This window comes from Streptomyces flavofungini (assembly GCF_041028215.1).
In the GTDB taxonomy this organism is placed as follows: Bacteria; Actinomycetota; Actinomycetes; order Streptomycetales; family Streptomycetaceae; genus Streptomyces; species Streptomyces flavofungini_B.
Window position 1 is genome coordinate 1 of record NZ_JASKYR010000106.1, and the last position, 15,439, is coordinate 15,439.

General features: G+C 73.8%; 12 protein-coding genes and 3 pseudogenes. 7 read left to right on the forward strand and 8 right to left on the reverse strand.

The window, feature by feature from the left end:
* On the forward strand, nucleotides 1-1,233 hold the full coding sequence (locus AB8Z36_RS10245) for an aminotransferase class I/II-fold pyridoxal phosphate-dependent enzyme (RefSeq protein WP_369212915.1): 1,233 nt from the start codon (nucleotides 1-3) through the stop codon (nucleotides 1,231-1,233).
* Nucleotides 1,234-1,242: 9 nt separating this feature from the next.
* Here the strand turns inward: AB8Z36_RS10245 and AB8Z36_RS10250 are convergent, their stop codons facing one another.
* From AB8Z36_RS10250 to AB8Z36_RS10260, 3 genes are all read right to left on the reverse strand, one after another.
* Nucleotides 1,243-2,760, reverse strand: coding sequence for a PH domain-containing protein (locus AB8Z36_RS10250; RefSeq protein WP_369212925.1), 1,518 nt, complete (start codon nucleotides 2,758-2,760; stop codon nucleotides 1,243-1,245).
* A 65-nt stretch (nucleotides 2,761-2,825) separates the two neighbouring features.
* Complete coding sequence (locus AB8Z36_RS10255) at nucleotides 2,826-3,341, reverse strand: PH domain-containing protein (protein WP_369212916.1); 516 nt, start codon at nucleotides 3,339-3,341, stop codon at nucleotides 2,826-2,828.
* Nucleotides 3,342-3,371: 30 nt separating this feature from the next.
* Complete coding sequence (locus AB8Z36_RS10260; protein ID WP_369212917.1) at nucleotides 3,372-4,049, reverse strand: AIM24 family protein; 678 nt, start codon at nucleotides 4,047-4,049, stop codon at nucleotides 3,372-3,374.
* 101 nt (nucleotides 4,050-4,150) lie between these two features.
* Between AB8Z36_RS10260 and AB8Z36_RS10265 the strand changes: the two are divergent.
* A pseudogene (locus AB8Z36_RS10265) lies at nucleotides 4,151-4,807 on the forward strand (isocitrate lyase/PEP mutase family protein); the annotation flags it as partial.
* Nucleotides 4,808-4,882: 75 nt separating this feature from the next.
* Here AB8Z36_RS10265 and AB8Z36_RS10270 read toward each other — a convergent pair.
* Nucleotides 4,883-5,443: pseudogene (locus tag AB8Z36_RS10270) on the reverse strand (TetR/AcrR family transcriptional regulator); the annotation flags it as partial.
* A gap of 221 nt (nucleotides 5,444-5,664) precedes the next feature.
* On the opposite strand from AB8Z36_RS10270, the gene AB8Z36_RS10275 reads away from it, so the two are divergent.
* From AB8Z36_RS10275 to AB8Z36_RS10285, 3 genes are read left to right on the forward strand one after another with little or no spacing between them, the layout of a single operon-like run.
* A complete protein-coding gene (locus AB8Z36_RS10275) occupies nucleotides 5,665-5,961 on the forward strand; it encodes an SHOCT domain-containing protein (RefSeq protein WP_369212918.1) in 297 nt (98 codons plus the stop codon).
* Nucleotides 5,958-6,776, forward strand: coding sequence for an ABC transporter ATP-binding protein (locus AB8Z36_RS10280; RefSeq protein ID WP_369212919.1), 819 nt, complete (start codon nucleotides 5,958-5,960; stop codon nucleotides 6,774-6,776). The genes AB8Z36_RS10275 and AB8Z36_RS10280 overlap by 4 nt, the downstream gene beginning before the upstream one ends.
* On the forward strand, nucleotides 6,773-9,343 hold the full coding sequence (locus AB8Z36_RS10285) for an ABC transporter permease (RefSeq protein WP_369212920.1): 2,571 nt from the start codon (nucleotides 6,773-6,775) through the stop codon (nucleotides 9,341-9,343). Before AB8Z36_RS10280 ends, AB8Z36_RS10285 begins: the two co-directional genes overlap by 4 nt.
* A gap of 68 nt (nucleotides 9,344-9,411) precedes the next feature.
* Here the strand turns inward: AB8Z36_RS10285 and AB8Z36_RS10290 are convergent, their stop codons facing one another.
* A complete protein-coding gene (locus tag AB8Z36_RS10290) occupies nucleotides 9,412-9,885 on the reverse strand; it encodes an ATP-binding protein (protein ID WP_369212921.1) in 474 nt (157 codons plus the stop codon).
* A 215-nt stretch (nucleotides 9,886-10,100) separates the two neighbouring features.
* On the reverse strand, nucleotides 10,101-10,430 hold the full coding sequence (locus tag AB8Z36_RS10295; protein WP_369212922.1) for a hypothetical protein: 330 nt from the start codon (nucleotides 10,428-10,430) through the stop codon (nucleotides 10,101-10,103).
* 353 nt (nucleotides 10,431-10,783) lie between these two features.
* On the opposite strand from AB8Z36_RS10295, the gene AB8Z36_RS10300 reads away from it, so the two are divergent.
* A complete protein-coding gene (locus AB8Z36_RS10300) occupies nucleotides 10,784-11,878 on the forward strand; it encodes a PLP-dependent cysteine synthase family protein (RefSeq protein ID WP_369212926.1) in 1,095 nt (364 codons plus the stop codon).
* Nucleotides 11,879-11,893: 15 nt separating this feature from the next.
* Here the strand turns inward: AB8Z36_RS10300 and AB8Z36_RS10305 are convergent, their stop codons facing one another.
* Together AB8Z36_RS10305 and AB8Z36_RS10310 are read right to left on the reverse strand one after the other, a co-directional pair.
* Nucleotides 11,894-12,409: an SRPBCC family protein gene (locus AB8Z36_RS10305; protein WP_369212923.1), complete on the reverse strand. Its 516-nt coding sequence runs from the start codon at nucleotides 12,407-12,409 to the stop codon at nucleotides 11,894-11,896.
* Nucleotides 12,410-12,670: 261 nt separating this feature from the next.
* Nucleotides 12,671-13,480, reverse strand: a pseudogene (locus AB8Z36_RS10310) (DeoR/GlpR family DNA-binding transcription regulator); the annotation flags it as partial.
* A gap of 205 nt (nucleotides 13,481-13,685) precedes the next feature.
* Between AB8Z36_RS10310 and AB8Z36_RS10315 the strand changes: the two are divergent.
* On the forward strand, nucleotides 13,686-15,439 hold a 1,754-nt coding region (locus tag AB8Z36_RS10315; protein WP_440581890.1), incomplete at its 3' end, for a hypothetical protein.

A 15,439-nucleotide genomic window follows, 5' to 3' on the forward strand; every position in this document is an offset into this window, starting at 1 on the left:
CTGCTGGAGCGGGCCCGCAAGGACTACGAGGACCTCGCGGGGCGCGGGCTCTCCCTCGACCTCACCCGCGGCAAGCCCGCCCCCGAGCAGCTCGACCTCGGCGAGGACCTGCTGAGCCTGCCCGGCGGGCGCCACACCGCGGCCGACGGCACCGACGTACGCAACTACGGCGGCCTCCAGGGCCTGCCCGAGCTGCGCGAGATCTGCGCCCCTCTGTTCCAGGTGCCCGTCGAGCAGCTCCTCGCCCTCGGCAATTCGAGCCTGGAGCTGATGCACGACTGCATCGTGCACGCCCTGCTCAGCGAGGTCCCCGGCGCGGAGTCGCGCTGGGTGGACCAGGAGCGCATCGCCTTCCTGTGCCCCGTCCCCGGCTACGACCGCCACTTCGGGCTCTGCGAGCGCTTCGGCATCGACATGATCCCGGTGGCGATGACGGCCGAAGGCCCCGACATGGACGAGGTCGAGCGGCTCGTCGCGGAGAACCCGAAGATCAAGGGCATCTGGTGCGTGCCCAAGTACAGCAACCCCGACGGGACCGTCTACAGCGACGAGACCGTGGCCCGGCTCGCCCGCATGGAGACCGCCGCCCCCGACTTCCGGATCTTCTGGGACAACGCCTACGCGGTCCACCACCTCACCGACGAGCCCGCCGAGCTCGCGGACCTGCTCGGCGCCTGCGCGGAGGCGGGCCACCCCGACCGCGCCTTCGTCTTCGGCTCCACCTCGAAGATCACCTCGGCGGGCGCGGGCGTCGCCTTCTTCGGCTCCTCGCCCGCCAACGTGAAGTGGCTGCTCGCCAAGAACGCCAAGCGGTCGATCGGCCCCGACAAGATCAACCAGCTCCGGCACGTGATGTTCCTGCGCGACGCCGACGGCGTACGGGCCCACATGGAGCGCCAGCGCGCACTCCTGGCGCCCAAGTTCGAGGCCGTCGCCCGCATTCTGGAGGCCGAGCTGGGCGGCACGGGCCTCGCGACCTGGACCGCGCCCAAGGGCGGCTACTTCGTCACCCTCACCGTCCCGGACGGCTGCGCCAAGGCCGTCGTGCGGCGGGCCGCGGAGGCCGGGATCGTGCTGACCCCGGCCGGTGCCACCCACCCCTACGGCGACGACCCGCGCGACGCCGTCATCCGCGTCGCGCCCAGCTACCCCGGCCTCGCCGAGCTGGAGCAGGCCATGCACGGCCTCACGGTCTGCGTCCGCCTGGTGGGCCTGGAGAAGCAGGCCGCGTAGGGAGCCGCCTCAGCGGAGCGGGCCGCGCTCCAGGAACGGGGTGAGCAGCCCCGGCACGGCCCGCTCCGCGAACTCAAGGCCCTCGGCCTCCGCCATGTCGTACGCGGAGTAGGCCTGCGCGCCCGCGGCGGTCGTCGCGCACACCGTCAGCAGGCCCGCCCGGCGCTGGAACACCGACTGCTTGATGCGCCAGCCGATCACCCCGCCGCGCCGCAGCGCCACCGTGGAGCGCCGCACCGTCCCCGACCGCACGACCAGGTACTCGTCGCCGAGCGCGTGCCCGAGGCCGCGGTAGGCGTCCCGCGCAAGCCAGCCGAGGCCCGGCAGCAGCACCGCCGCGCACCCGGCCCCCAGCCACATGAGGACCGGCAGTCCAAGCAGCGCCCCGAGGAGTACGAGGACCAGCGCGGGCGCCAGCGCCGCCGCCACCGCCCAGCGCAGCCGACGGGACCTGGCCGCCACAGGGTGCGGGGTGAGGGGCGTGCCCGTGGGCGTCACCGGCTCCCGCAGGACCCGTGCCGCCACCTGGTCCGCGAGGGCGCGCGGCGCCGCCGGGAGCAGCGTGTTCGCCTCCGCGTGGCTGTCCTCGTCGCGGCTGCGCAGCCCCGTCGCGACCGCGTCGACCCGGGCGGCGCCCGCGAGCCGCAGGCCGAGCGGCTCCACCACGTCCACGCCCCGCAGCCGCGCCTCCTCCAGGGAGATCGAGCGCGTGGTCAGCAGCCCGCGCCGCACCCGCAGCGTGCCGCCGGGCTCCCGGTCCAGGCGGTAGTTCCACCACATCTCCACCCAGAGTCCGAGCGAGCCGACGGCCCCGACGACGAGCACCACGGCGGCCAGGACCAGCACCATGACCGCGATCGACACCCCGCTGAACAGGCCGCCCACCCACGAGATGACCGCCTGCTGCGCCTGGAACCACTCACTGACCTGCATCACCGCGCCGCCCGCCGACAGGGCGATGACGGGCGTGACGAAGGAGACGGGGGCGTAGCGAATCCAGCTCCGGTCGAGGGCGGCGAGCGGCCCGTCCGCGTCGGCGGCTCCCGTCGCGGCCCGGCGCAGCAGCTCCCGCCGCAGCCGCTCGCCCTCGGCCCTGCGCACGGGGACGAGTTCGAGGGCGGACTCCTGGGCCGAGCTCTGCTCGCCGGTGCCGATGCGGACCTTCACCAGGCCGAGCACGCGCAGCAGCGGGTTGGCGATCAGGTCCACGGCGCGGACGCGCTCGCGGTGCAGGGAACGGTGCTTCACGAAGAGGACGCCCTCGCGCAGCTCCACCCGCTCGTCGCCGACCCGGTAGCGGCTGTGCCGCAGCCGCAGCGCGTCCACCGCCACCCCGCCGCCGATCAGCAGCAGCGCACCGGCCACCACCCAGGAGCAGGCCACGCCGAGGGCCATCGCGTTCGCGAGCCCCAGGACGGTCGGCACCCCGGCGGCGAAGGCCACGCCGCCCGTCAACTGGACGGTGACGAGCAGCGACCGCCGGTCGAGCCGCAGCCACGCACCGCCTCCGGCCGCGTCCGGGGCCACGCTCCCGGCGCCCCCCTCGGCCACGTCCCCGGCCACGCCCTCGGCAGTCCTCTCCCGGCCGCCGCTCACGTCGCATCCCCCGGCGTGGCCTGCGTGACCATCGCGAGCCGCTCGGCCAGCTCGGCGGCTGCCTCGTAGTCGAGCCCGCTGATCTTCAGCGCGCCCTTGGCGGACGCGGTGGTGACCGTCACCGTGGCCAGGCCGAAGGCCCGCTGGAGCGGGCCCCGCAGGGTGTCCACGGTCTGGAGCCGCGACATCGGCGCGATCCGGCCCTCCATCCAGAAGAAGCCGGTGCGCACGTACACGGCATCGTCGGTGACCTCCCACCGGTGCACCCGGTACCACCACAGCGGGAGCAGCAGCCCGGCGACGAGCCCCGGCACCGCGACCACCGCGGCGGGCATCAGCAGCCAGAACCTGGCCGGTTCGAGCAGCGCCCCGAGCACCACGAGGGGCACCACGGGCGCGGCCACCCACAGCAGCCACCGCGTGCGCCACCAGGCCACGGACCGCCGGTCCAGGGGGTGCCGGGGCGCCCGCAGCCGTACCCCCGCCTCTTCGTTTCCTCGGTCGACAACCACGGTAGGAAAAGGTACGTGCCGGGGTCCCGGTCAGTGCTGCTGGGGCTTCTGCGGGGTCGCCTCGCTGGGCCGCACGATGACGTGGCCCTCGCCCTGGAGCATGAGCTGCACGGCCTCGCCGGAGCCGCCCCGGATCATCGAGCCGAACGACTGCGAGCGGTGCAGGGAGGTGTTGAGGGCGGCCGTCCAGCCGACGACCGCGTCCGTGTCGACGTACACGGGCTGCTGGTGCGAGACCGGGATGACCAGCGGGTTGCCCTCACACATCAGCCCCAGGCGGCCCTGCCCCGTGAAGACGCTGTTGAAGAGACCGCCGCCGGTCATGCCCGCGCCCTTCACGGTCTTGATCTCGTACGACAGGGAGGCGTCGAAACAGAGCACGTTGCGGCCGTTGATCGTCAGGACGTCACCGGGCTCGACATCGACGATGAAGCAGTTCTGCGCCTCGTGTGCGAACCACGCCTCGCCCTGGCCGCGCACGGTCATCACCGGCAGCCCCTCGCCGGTCACGGCCCGCTTGAGCATGCCGCCGACGCCCTGGCTCTTGCGCTCGAACTGGAGATCGCCCCGGTAGGCGATCATCGCGCCCTGCCGCGCGTACATCTCGCCGTTCACCGCGTACTTGATGGACTTCGCGTTCTGGAGGGTCATGCCCGGGGCGACGGCGGGCTGTGCCATGTGGTCACTGGAGAACAGATCACTCTTCATGGTCACATCATGTTCTAAACCGGCGGCCCGCAAAAGCCGGATCGCGGGCCGGTCGCCCTGCTCCTTCGGCCGCCGCCACATCGTGGCCGTACGGTCGTGTCATGACGCTCACCTACGAGAGGTTCCGCGAACTGCACCGCCCCGGTGCGCCCTTCCTGCTGCCCAACGCCTGGGACCACGCCTCGGCCGCCGCACTCGTCGGCGCCGGTTTCCGTGCGGTCGGCACGACCAGCCTGGGCGTGGCGGCGGCGGCCGGGGTGCCGGACGGCGTGGGCGGCACGCGCGAGGAGACCCTCCGGCTCGCCCGCTCGCTCTCCCGGCTCGACGCGCTGGTCAGCGTGGACGTGGAGGGCGGCTTCAGCGACGTCCCGGAGGAAGTGGCCGCGCTGACGGTGGAGTTGGCGGACGCCGGAGCGGTCGGCGTGAACCTGGAGGACGGCCGCGCGGACGGCACGCTGCGGGACGCCGGGCTGCACGCCGAGATCCTGCGGGCGGTGAAGGAGGCGACCGGCGACCGCCTCTTCGTCAACGCCCGCACGGACACGTACTGGCTGGCGGGGGCGCCCGTGACGGAGACGGAGGCGCGCCTCGCGGCGTACCGCGCGGCGGGCGCGGACGGCCTCTTCGTCCCCGGGCTCCGTGACACGTCCGTCATCGCCGCCCTGACGGCGTCCCTTGACGCCCCGCTCAACATCCTCCACGCCCCGGACGGCCCCTCCCTCGACGCCCTCGCGGCGGCGGGCGTGGCCCGCGTGAGCTGCGGCTCGCTGCTGTTCCGCGCGGCGCTGGGCGCGGCCGTCGCGGCGGCGGTGGCGGTGGCCGGGGGCCGCGCCCAGCAGGGCGAGCAGGCCGCGGGCGCCCGCCTCGAACGCGGCGGGGGAGCCGGAGGCGCGCGCCAGGACATAGCCGCCCTGGACCGTCGCCACGATCGCCGCGGCGATCTCGCGCGGGTCGAGGTGCGCCGCGAACTCGCCCCGCTCGCACCCCTCGCGCACGATGCCGGCGAGCCGGTCGCGCAGCCAGTCGAGCGTCTCCGTCACGGGGGCGCGCAGGGCGTCGCTGGTGATGACGTCCGGGTCCATCGTCAGCCGCCCGACCGGGCAGCCCCGCAGCACATCGCGCTCGCGCAGCAGATACGCCTCGATGCGCGCGTACGCCGGTCCCTCGCCGCCGAGGACGCCCTCGACCGTGCGCCGCAACTCCTCGGCGGTGCGCCGGATCGCGGCGAGCGCCAGGTCGGGTTTGCCGGTGAAATGGTGGTACATGCTTCCCTGCCCCGCGCCCGCGTGCTGCTGGATCGCCTTGGGGCTGGTGCCCACATAACCCCGCTCCCACAGGAGTTCGCGGGTGGACTCGATCAGACGCTCCGGAGTGCTCATGAGGCCACTGTACATACCAGTAGGTACAGCCGTCAGGTCCTTGGCGGAACCGGTCGCCGGTCGCGTCACGGCCGCCACCGGAGCAGCGGGCACCGCCTCGCGTACTCCCGCCGTGGTACACGCGATGCCGCTGGCCGTACGACGACTCGGCACGCCTGCGGGAGCCAGTCTCCAGGTGTCGTCCGGGACATCGGCCCGGACACCTTCCGAGACGTCCTCCGAGGAGCTGACTTCCCATGCAGACCCTGGCGCACTGGGGCGGCGGGCCCGGCCCGTGGATCCCGTTCTTCCCGCTGATCTGGGCGGCCGTCGTGATCGGCGCCGTCACCCTGCTCCGCCGCGCGGGACGGCGCGGCGGGCCCGGACCGTTCCGGGCCGCGGGCCGCCACGACCCGATCGCGGCCGACTCGCCCATCACCGTCCTCGGCCACCGCTTCGCCACCGGCGAGATCGACGAGGACGAGTACTGGCGCCGCCTCTCCGTCCTCGACGAGAGGTTCGGCCGTGCGTCCGCCAAGGGCGGTGCCGCATGAGTGCCGCGGACGCCGCGCGCGTCGTCGGCGCCGTGAAGGTCTACGGCCGCGGCGACACCTCCGTACGGGCCCTGGACGAGGTGAGCGTCGGCTTCCCCGCCGGACGGTTCACCGCGATCATGGGCCCGTCGGGCTCGGGCAAGTCCACCCTGATGCACTGCGCGGCGGGCCTGGACACGCTCACCTCGGGCACCGCCCACATCGGCGGCACGGAGCTCGGGACGCTGGACGACCGGCGGCTCACACTGTTGCGCCGCGACCGCGTCGGTTTCGTGTTCCAGGCCTTCAACCTGGTGCCGACGCTGACCGTCGCCGAGAACATCACCCTGCCCATGGACCTCGCGGGCAGGCGCGGCGACCGGGCGTGGACCGAGTCCCTCATCGACGTCGTCGGACTCCGCGACCGGCTCGGTCACCGGCCCTCCGAGCTCTCCGGCGGGCAGCAGCAACGCGTCGCGGTGGCGCGGGCGTTCGCGGGCAGGCCCGATGTGGTCTTCGCCGACGAGCCCACCGGCAACCTCGACTCGCGCTCCGGCGAGGAGGTGCTGAACCTGCTCGGCAGGGCGGTGCGCCGGATGGGCCGCACTGTCGTCATGGTCACCCATGACCCGGTCGCCGCCGCCCACGCCGACGACGTGGTCTTCCTCGCCGACGGCCGTCTCGTCGACCGGATGGCGGCCCCGACCGCCGACCGGGTCCTCGACCGGCTCAAGGCGTTCGACGCCGACCACGCGGGCGCGGGGGCCGCCGACCACACCGGCGCCGGGGCCGCGCCCCACGCGGACACCCACCCCGTACGAGGAGCGCGGCCATGAGCTCTCTCTCCGCGGCGGTCCGCATCAGCCGGTCCTCGCTGCGCGGCCACAAGCGCCGCTTCGCCGGTACGTTCCTCGCGGTCGTGCTCGGCGTCGCCTTCCTCGCGGGCACGCTCGTCATGGGCGACACCCTGCGGGCGAGCTTCGACACCATGTTCGGCAACGCGACCAGCGGCACCGACGCCGTCGTACGCGGCGCGGACGCCGTCACCACCCCGGACGACGGCCAGGGCACCCGCAAGCCGGTGCGGACCTCACTGGCCGACCGGATCGAGAAGGTGGACGGTGTCGCCGCGGCCGCTCCCGCCATCCAGGGCGCGGGCCAGCTCCTCGGCAGGGACGGCGAACCCATCGGCGGCAAGGGCCCGCCCACGCTCGCGGGCAACTGGATCGACGACACCGGACTCAACGCCTACGAACTCGCCGAGGGACGCGCCCCCGAGCGGACCGGCGAAGTCGTCGTCAACCGAGGCGCGGCCGAGGCCGGTGACCTCAGGATCGGTGACACCACGACGCTGCGCACGCCCGACCCCGTACGCGTCACCATCGTCGGCCTGGCCACGTTCGGCGGCGCGGACGGCATGGCACAGTCCACCTTCACCGGCATGACGCGGGCCGACGCCGAGAAGTACCTGACGCCGCGTCCCGGCGAGGCCGCGACGATCCAGGTGCGCGCGGACCCCGGCGTCAGCGAGCGCGCCCTCGTGGAGCGGCTGGCCCCCGTCCTGCCCAAGGGCGTCGAGGCCATCACCGGCGAGGCGTCGGCGGCGGAGAACACGGACAACGTCTCCGGCCAGTTCCTCTCGCTCTTCACCGGCTTCCTGCTGGTCTTCTCCGGTGTCGCCCTGCTGGTCGCCACCTTCAGCATCCACAACACCTTCGCCATCGTCGTGGCCCAGCGCACCCGCGAGAACGCCCTGCTGCGCGCCCTGGGCGCCGCCCGCCGCCAGGTCACCGCGTCGACCCTCGCCGAGGCGGGCGTGGTCGCCGTGCTGGCGTCGGGCGCGGGGCTCGCGGGCGGCATCGGCGTCGCCGCGGGGCTCCAGGCGCTCTTCCCCGCCATCGGCTTCCCCTTCCCCGAAGGGGACCTGGTGATCAGCGCCCTGTCCATGCTGCTGCCGCTCGCCGTCGGCGTGCTGGTCTGCCTCGGCTCCGCGCTGCTGCCCGCCCTCCGCGCCGGGCGCACCGCGCCGCTCGCCGCGCTCCGCGAGACCGCGGTCGACCACTCGGCCGCCTCGCGCGGCCGGGCCGTCGTGGGCCTCGGCCTCGCGGCGCTCGCCGTCGGCATGACCCTGGCCGGTGTGCTGGTCACCCCGTCGCTCTGGCTCGCCGGGGGCGGGGCGGTGCTCGCCCTCGCCGCGTTCGTGGTGCTCGGCCCCGTCGCGTCGTCGCGCGCGGTACGCATCCTCGGCGGGCCCCTCGACCGGCTGCGCGGGGTCACCGGCGGGCTCGCCCGGCGCAACGCGCTGCGCAGCCCCCGGCGGACCGCGGCCACCGCGAGCGCCCTGATGATCGGCGTGGCCGTCGTCTCGCTCTTCACGGTGTTCGGCGCCTCGCTGAAGGCGACGATGGACCAGACGGTGAACCGCTCCTTCGCGGGCGACGTCGCGGTCAGCACACCCGGCTTCGGCGCCGGTGGCAGCGGCCTCAGCCCGAAGCTGGCCCCCGCCCTCGCCGCGCGTCCCGAGGTGGCGACCGCCGTCGGCCTCGGCAAGGGGGCGGCCGAGGTCGACGGCGAGGGACGCGCCCTCACCGTCACCGACCCCGGCCCGTTCGCCAGGTCCTTCGACCTCGGCGAGGTCGAGGGCTCCCTGCGGGCGCTGGGCGACGACGGCATCGCGATCACCCGCGCCGAGGCGGCGAAGCGGCACCTCAAGGTCGGCTCGCGGGCCGAACTGGCCTTCCCCGACGGCAAGAAGGAGACCTTCGAGGTCCGGGCCGTGTACGGCAGGTCGGAACTGGCGGGGGACTACGTCATCACCCGCGAGGCCTGGGCACCGCACCGGGCGCAGGACGCCGACCGCCTCGTCGCCGTCACCTTCGCGGACGGCGTCGGCGCGGCCGAGGGCAAGGCGGCGGTGGCCAGGACCGCCGAGAAGTACGGCGACCCGGACGTGCAGACCCGCGAGGAGTACGCGCGGTCCTCGGCGGGCGGCATCGACATGATGCTCACGCTGGTCTACGCCCTGCTCGCCCTCGCGGTGCTCATCGCGCTGCTCGGCATCGCCAACACCCTCACGCTCGCGGTCCATGAACGCACCCGGGAGCTGGGCCTGTTGCGGGCCGTCGGGCAGACCAGGGCGCAGCTGCGGGCCATGGTCCGCTGGGAGTCGGTGCTCGTGGCCGCCTTCGGCACGGCGGGCGGACTCGCGCTCGGCGGCTTCCTCGGCTGGGTGCTCGTCAGGGCCTCCGACGCCACCACCGACAGCGCCTTCGCGTTCGCCCTGCCGCCCGCGCGGCTCGCGGTGGTCGCGCTGGTGGGCCTGGCCGCGGGAGCCCTGGCGGGGCTGCGCCCGGCGCGGCGTGCGGCGCGCCTCGATGTGCTGCGCGCCATCGCCACCGAGTGACCCCACCGGCGTACGCGTTCCGGCGCACGCCCGGCGCGTGACACGCGTGGCGGACGATCACCGCCCGGTCAGCCGACAACGGCCGACCGGGCGGGAGTCTTCTTGGTCATCCCGTACAGGGGATACAGGGGGACGGTCACGGTGGGTTCGGGTGCGGGGAGCGTGAACCACACGACCTTTCCCGACGAGCCCTGGGAGCGCACGCCCCAGCTCTCGCTCACCGCCGCGACCATCGCGAGGCCACGGCCGCACGTCGCCATCGGCTCCGCCTCGTGGATCACGGGCAGCCGGGGATCGTGGTCGTGCACGGAGACGGTGAGCCGCTCAAGGAGCAGCTCGATCTCCACGGTGCACCCCTTGTCTGGTTCCGCATGTCGATGGACGTTGGTCAGCAGCTCGGTCACACCGAGTGCGGCCTGGTCTATCAACGCGTCGAGATGCCAGTACCGCAACTGTGCGGAGATGATTCTGCGGACCTGGCGGATCCGCGACGGCAGGGCCTGAAGCTCCACCGTGCAATGCCTGCTTGGTTTGCTGATCACGGCTGCGACTCCCCGAATTGCGGTCCGGAAGAAGGCGTCGTTCGGATCCAGCAGGTGGCCGCTTGGTCTGCCGCCTACTGCGTGCCGGCGGCGGGCTGGTTCGCAGCGTCATCGCCGGTAAACCCAGAGTGATGTGAGACCAGAGTGACCCAGGGGGAACGGGCATGCAACTCGCACGGGGGCGGATGGGCCCGTTCGGCCCGGTGATGACCCGTTCAGCCTCGCGCGTGGCGTCCAGCGGCGCCGCGCACCGCCTCGATGAACCTGCGCACGGTGGGGGGCCCTGCCTGGCCTGGAGCCGGGTCGTGCTCGCCGAGGGTGAGCCGGTAGCGGGTGCCGTTCACCTCGGCCAGCGCCCTGTCCTCCGGGGCGAACCACGGTTTGCCCGCGCGTACGGCCTGCACCGGAGCGCTGTCGATCTCCGTGCCGTAACTGGTGAGCAACTCGAGCCTGCCGTCGGCGATCCGGACCTGTCCGGCACGGGTGAGGGAGCGCAAGCGCCGACCGATCCTTACACCCGTCGCCGTGAACTCCGGCTCCGCCATGACCCACTCCCCTTGTGCGCTTCGGTGACATCGCTCCGTTCGGGGCAGTGTCCCGCACTCCATTCGGGACGGTGCCCCGTGCCGTGCAGTCTGCCCGTCGCGAGCGTCGAGCACCAGTACGCATTGGAGCCGTCACGCTACGCGTTCGACGGGACGCCCCAGCCGCCCGTCCGGCGCGGCGCCGTTCGCTGCGCCAGCAGTGCCTTTGAGGTGCCCAAAGGTATGTTTATGCAGGTGAGAAGCGTGCGAGGGGTGTTTAAGATCGAGGTGTACGGCCGCGTCGAATCGCGTCCGGCACGACGCGAAGGAGCCCCGCGGTGGACACCCCACAGCAATTTCGAGCCGACGGGCCGATGCCGACGCTCGACGTCGACCACAGTGACGCGGAGTACCGGGACTGGCTGAAAGAAGCCGTCCGAAAGGTGCAGGCCGACGCCAACCGCTCGGCCGACACCCATCTGCTGCGCTTCCCGCTGCCCGAACAGTGGGGTATCGACCTGTATCTGAAGGACGAGTCGACGCATCCGACCGGCAGCCTCAAGCACCGCCTCGCCCGCTCGCTCTTCCTCTACGGCCTCTGCAACGGCTGGATCAGGCCCGGCCGCCCCGTCATCGAGGCCTCCAGCGGCTCGACGGCCGTCTCCGAGGCCTACTTCGCGAAGCTCATCGGGGTGCCCTTCATCGCGGTGATGCCGCGCACGACCAGCGCCGAGAAGTGCCGTCTGATCGAGTTCCACGGCGGACGGTGCCACTTCGTCGACGACTCGCGCACGATGTACGCCGAGTCGGCGGCCCTCGCCGTCGAGACCGGCGGCCACTACATGGACCAGTTCACCTACGCGGAACGGGCCACCGACTGGCGGGGCAACAACAACATCGCCGAATCGATCTACCAGCAGCTCCGCCTCGAGCGCTACCCGGAGCCCGCGTGGATCGTCGCCACGGCGGGCACCGGCGGCACCTCGGCGACCCTCGCGCGCTACGTCCACTACATGCAGCACGACACCCGTATCTGCGTCGCCGACCCGGAGAACTCCTGCTTCTTCGACGGCTGGACGAAGAACGACCCGGACGCGACGAGCGACTGCGGCTCCCGCATCGAGGGCATCGGACGTCCGCGCATGGAGCCCAGCTTCGTGCCCGGCGCCATCGACCGCATGATGAAGGTGCCGGACGCCGCGTCCGTCGCCGCCGTACGCGCCCTGGAAGGCGCCATCGGCCGCAAGGCGGGCGGCTCCACGGGCACCGGCCTGTGGAGCGCCCTGAAGATCGTCGCCGAGATGGTCGCGGCGGGCCGCCACGGCAGCGTGGTGACGCTGATCTGCGACCCGGGCGACCGCTACCTGGACAAGTACTACTCCGACGCGTGGCTGGCCGAACAGGGCCTCGACATCACGCCGTACGCGGCGGCCATCGAGACGCTGCTCGCCACGGGGGAGTGGCGGTAGGAGCGGCGGTAGCCCCTAGGGCCTCTCGTCCCTGCGCTCGGCGGTTACGGCGAGGCGCCGGTCGAGGCTGGTCACGGCGGTACGGAAGGCCCGGCCGAGTCCCGCGCGGCCGCCTCTGAGCAGCATGCGGAAGGGGGCGGGGCCGTCCGCCGCGAAGGTCCACCGCACGTGGGTGCCGGTGCCGGTGTCCGTGCCGGTGCCCGAGGGGCTCAGGTGCCACTCCTCAAGAAGGGCGCGCGGGCCCGGGGTGTTCGTCTCGTCGACGCGGTAGGCGTACCGCGTCGGGGCCTCGGAGGCGAGGATCCGCTCCCGGAAACGGGTGCCGCCCTTGAGCCCGACCTCGCGTCCCGCCCCGCCGTCGGCCGGACGGCACAGCGTGACCGCGGTGAACCACCTCGGCCAGTCGGTGATGTCCTCGGCGAGCGCGCGGTGGACCGCCTCCGGCGCCGCGCGCATCTCGTGCGTGAAGACCAGGCGCACGGGCGCGGTCTCCAGGAAGTCGAGCCCCACGGGCTCCAGTCGGCGTGCCATCGGCGGCTGCCCCCAGCGGAGTACGGCGGTTGACCGGGCACCGTCACCATAGCTGGCGGCCCGTCAGATGTCTGCGGGCTCCTCCGCCGAGCCGGACTCGCCCTGGACGGCCGAGGCGGACTCGCCCTGGACGGCCGAGGCGGGCCCGCCCTGGACAGTCGAGGCGGGCCCGCCCTGACCCGTCGCACCGGACTCATCCTGGACCGAGGCACCGGGCCCGCCCTGACCCGTCGCACCGGGCCCGCCCTGGACCGCGGTCTCCGGCTCGCCCGTGACCATGAGCCGGTGCAGATGCTCGGCGACCTCCGCGCGCGCGTCCACCGGCAGCCCGGCGTCCGTCACCAGCGTGTCGACCTGCGAGAGCGCGGCGAACGAACTCAGGCCCACCGTCCCCCACTTGGTGTGGTCCGCGACCACGATCACGCGCCGCGCGGACTGCACGAGGCGCCGGTTCGTCTCCGCCTCCGCGAGGTTCGGCGTCGAGAGGCCCGCCTCCGCCGATATGCCGTGCACACCGAGGAAGAGCACATCGAAGTGGAGCGCCCTGATCGCCTGGTCCGCGACCGGGCCCACCAGCGAGTCCGACGGCGTGCGCACCCCGCCGGTCAGCACCACCGTGGCCGCCCCCTGGCGCTGGCCGGAGCTGCGCTGCGCGGAGTGGAAGACATCCGCGACCCGCACCGAGTTGGTCACCACCGTCAGATCCGGCACGTCCAGGAGATGGTGCGCCAGCGCATACGTCGTCGTGCCGCCGGACAGCGCGATCGCCGAGCCCGGCGCCACCAGGGACGCCGCCGTCCGCGCGATGTCCTCCTTGGCGCTCAGCTCCAGGCCCGACTTCGCCTCGAACCCCGGCTCGTGCGTGCTCGCCTCGACGACCGGCACCGCGCCGCCGTGCACCTTCTCCAGGACACCCTGCCGGGACAGCGCGTCCAGGTCGCGGCGGACCGTCATGTCCGAGACGCCCAGCTTGCGGGTCAGCTCATTGACGCGGACGCCGCCCCTGCGGCGCACCTCGTCGAGGATGAGGGCACGGCGCTGCTCGGCGAGAAGGTTCTGGTTCTCACTCACGCCAGGCCCCGGCCCTTCTGCCTCGTCACACCCGCCGCGCCCCTGCGGCGCGGCTGCGCCTCATCCTCGCACGGGCCTGTGAGAACCGGTCCACCGCCCGCGCGCGTGGTTCCCCGTGGCCCGTAAGGGGGAGATTCAGTGACGGAGGGTGCGCACCGGTCCGTGAGCCGAAATCCTTGCCCCCTCACCACGCACTTCTCGGGGGATGCGGACTGTGGAGCCTGCGACGAAGGACGAGACCGCCCTGGAACTCCTGGTGCACGGGGTCGGCGGCACCACACCGGAGACCATGCTCGGCGATCCGCGCACCGTGCGGATCTCCGGAGACGAGACCGCGGCCGTCTTCCGCCGCGCGGAGGACGCCGACGCCGAGCGGCGCCCCGACGACTACCGCGGCAAACCGGTGCCCGAGGCGTACGTGTGGTGCAACCTCACCTCCGGCAACGGCTCCCGCGCCCTGTGGCTCCTGCTGCTCCCCTTCATGGTGGTCAACCTCGCCCACTGGATGCGCCCCACCTCGCGCCGCCGCCGTCGGCTCGTGCGCGCCTACGGCCTGCTGGTGCGGCTGATCGGCCTCACCCTCACCGTCCTGCTCGTCGCCGCCGCCTGCGAGATCGCCCTCGACCTCACCGCCTGGCAGTGCGCGGGCGCCCCCGCCTGCTCCACCGACCGCGCCTGGCTCGGCTTCCTCGCCACCGACGGGGCGGGGCACGGCGGCTGGTGGTCGCAGCCCGGCCGCCGCCTCGGCCTCGCCGCCCTGGCGCCCGTCGCCCTCACCGGCCTGCTCTGGTACCTCTCCCACCGCACCTGGAGCGCCTACGAGTCCCAGCAGCCGCTGCCCCACCAGAGCGACCCGGAGGAGGAGACCAAGCGCTCCGCGCTCGCCAGGCCCGGCTTCTGGTACGGCAGGCGCCTCGTCGCCAGGCTCCGCGCCGCCCACACGGCCGCCGGGCTGTTCACCGTCGCCGCCGCCGTCGGCGCCGCGGCCGCGCGCCACGACCGCCGCCCCGGCGGCCCCGCCCTCCTCGACGCCCTCGGCTGGACCCTGGAGGCCGCGCTGCTCACGGGCGGTGCCGTCGTCGTGTACGTGGTCTGCCGCAGGGGACGCAGCGAGAACCGGCTCGACCGCGAGCTCGACAAGGCCCTGGTCCGGCGGCTGCCCCAGGCCGCCCTCGGCGTGCTCGTCCTCACGCTGCTGTACGCGGGCTGGTCGCGCCCCGGCTGGCGGTCCGGCGGCAGGCTGCCCGGCGACGCCACGTTCGGCGGCATCGCGCTCGTCCAGGGGCTCCTGGTCATCGGCCTCGCGGTGGTCGCCCACGCCCTGTACCGCTCGTCGCCCGACTCCCGCACCGCCATCCGCGGCCTGGCCGGGCCCGCCGTCGCCATGCTGGCCTGCGCGCTCGGCGGGGTGATGTCCGGCGGCGGCGCGCAGCGCGTGGCCGACTGGCTCGACGGCACCCACGGCTCGATAGCGGGCCCGCCCGTCCTGCTCACCTGGCAGGCCTCCGTGATCCCGCCGCTGCTCGTCGTCGTCGCGGTGCTCTGCGCCTGGCTCGGCACGCGCACCGTCGAGCACAAGCGGCGCGAGCGGGCGCAGGTGCCGCTCGACTACCCCGGCGAGCCCACGGACGCGGCACGCACCCGCCGCATCGCGGGCACCCGCGCGCGTGCCGCGCTCACCGACCGCGCGCCCCGCATCGTCGGCGTCGTCTCGGCGGTGACGCTGCTGCTCGGCGCGGGCGCCCTGGTCGGCGCCTGGCTGACCGGGGAGGTGCCCGCCACGGCCGCCCAGGGGACGCCCGACGTCGTGGAGGGAGCGGCGGAGACCTCGCAGGCGCTCGGGTCCTGGCTGATCGGCTTCGGCTTCATACTGTTCGTCACCTGGGGCCGCCGGGCCTACAAGGACGCCTCGGCCCGCCGCACCATCGGCATCCTCTGGGACGTCGGCACGTTCTGGCC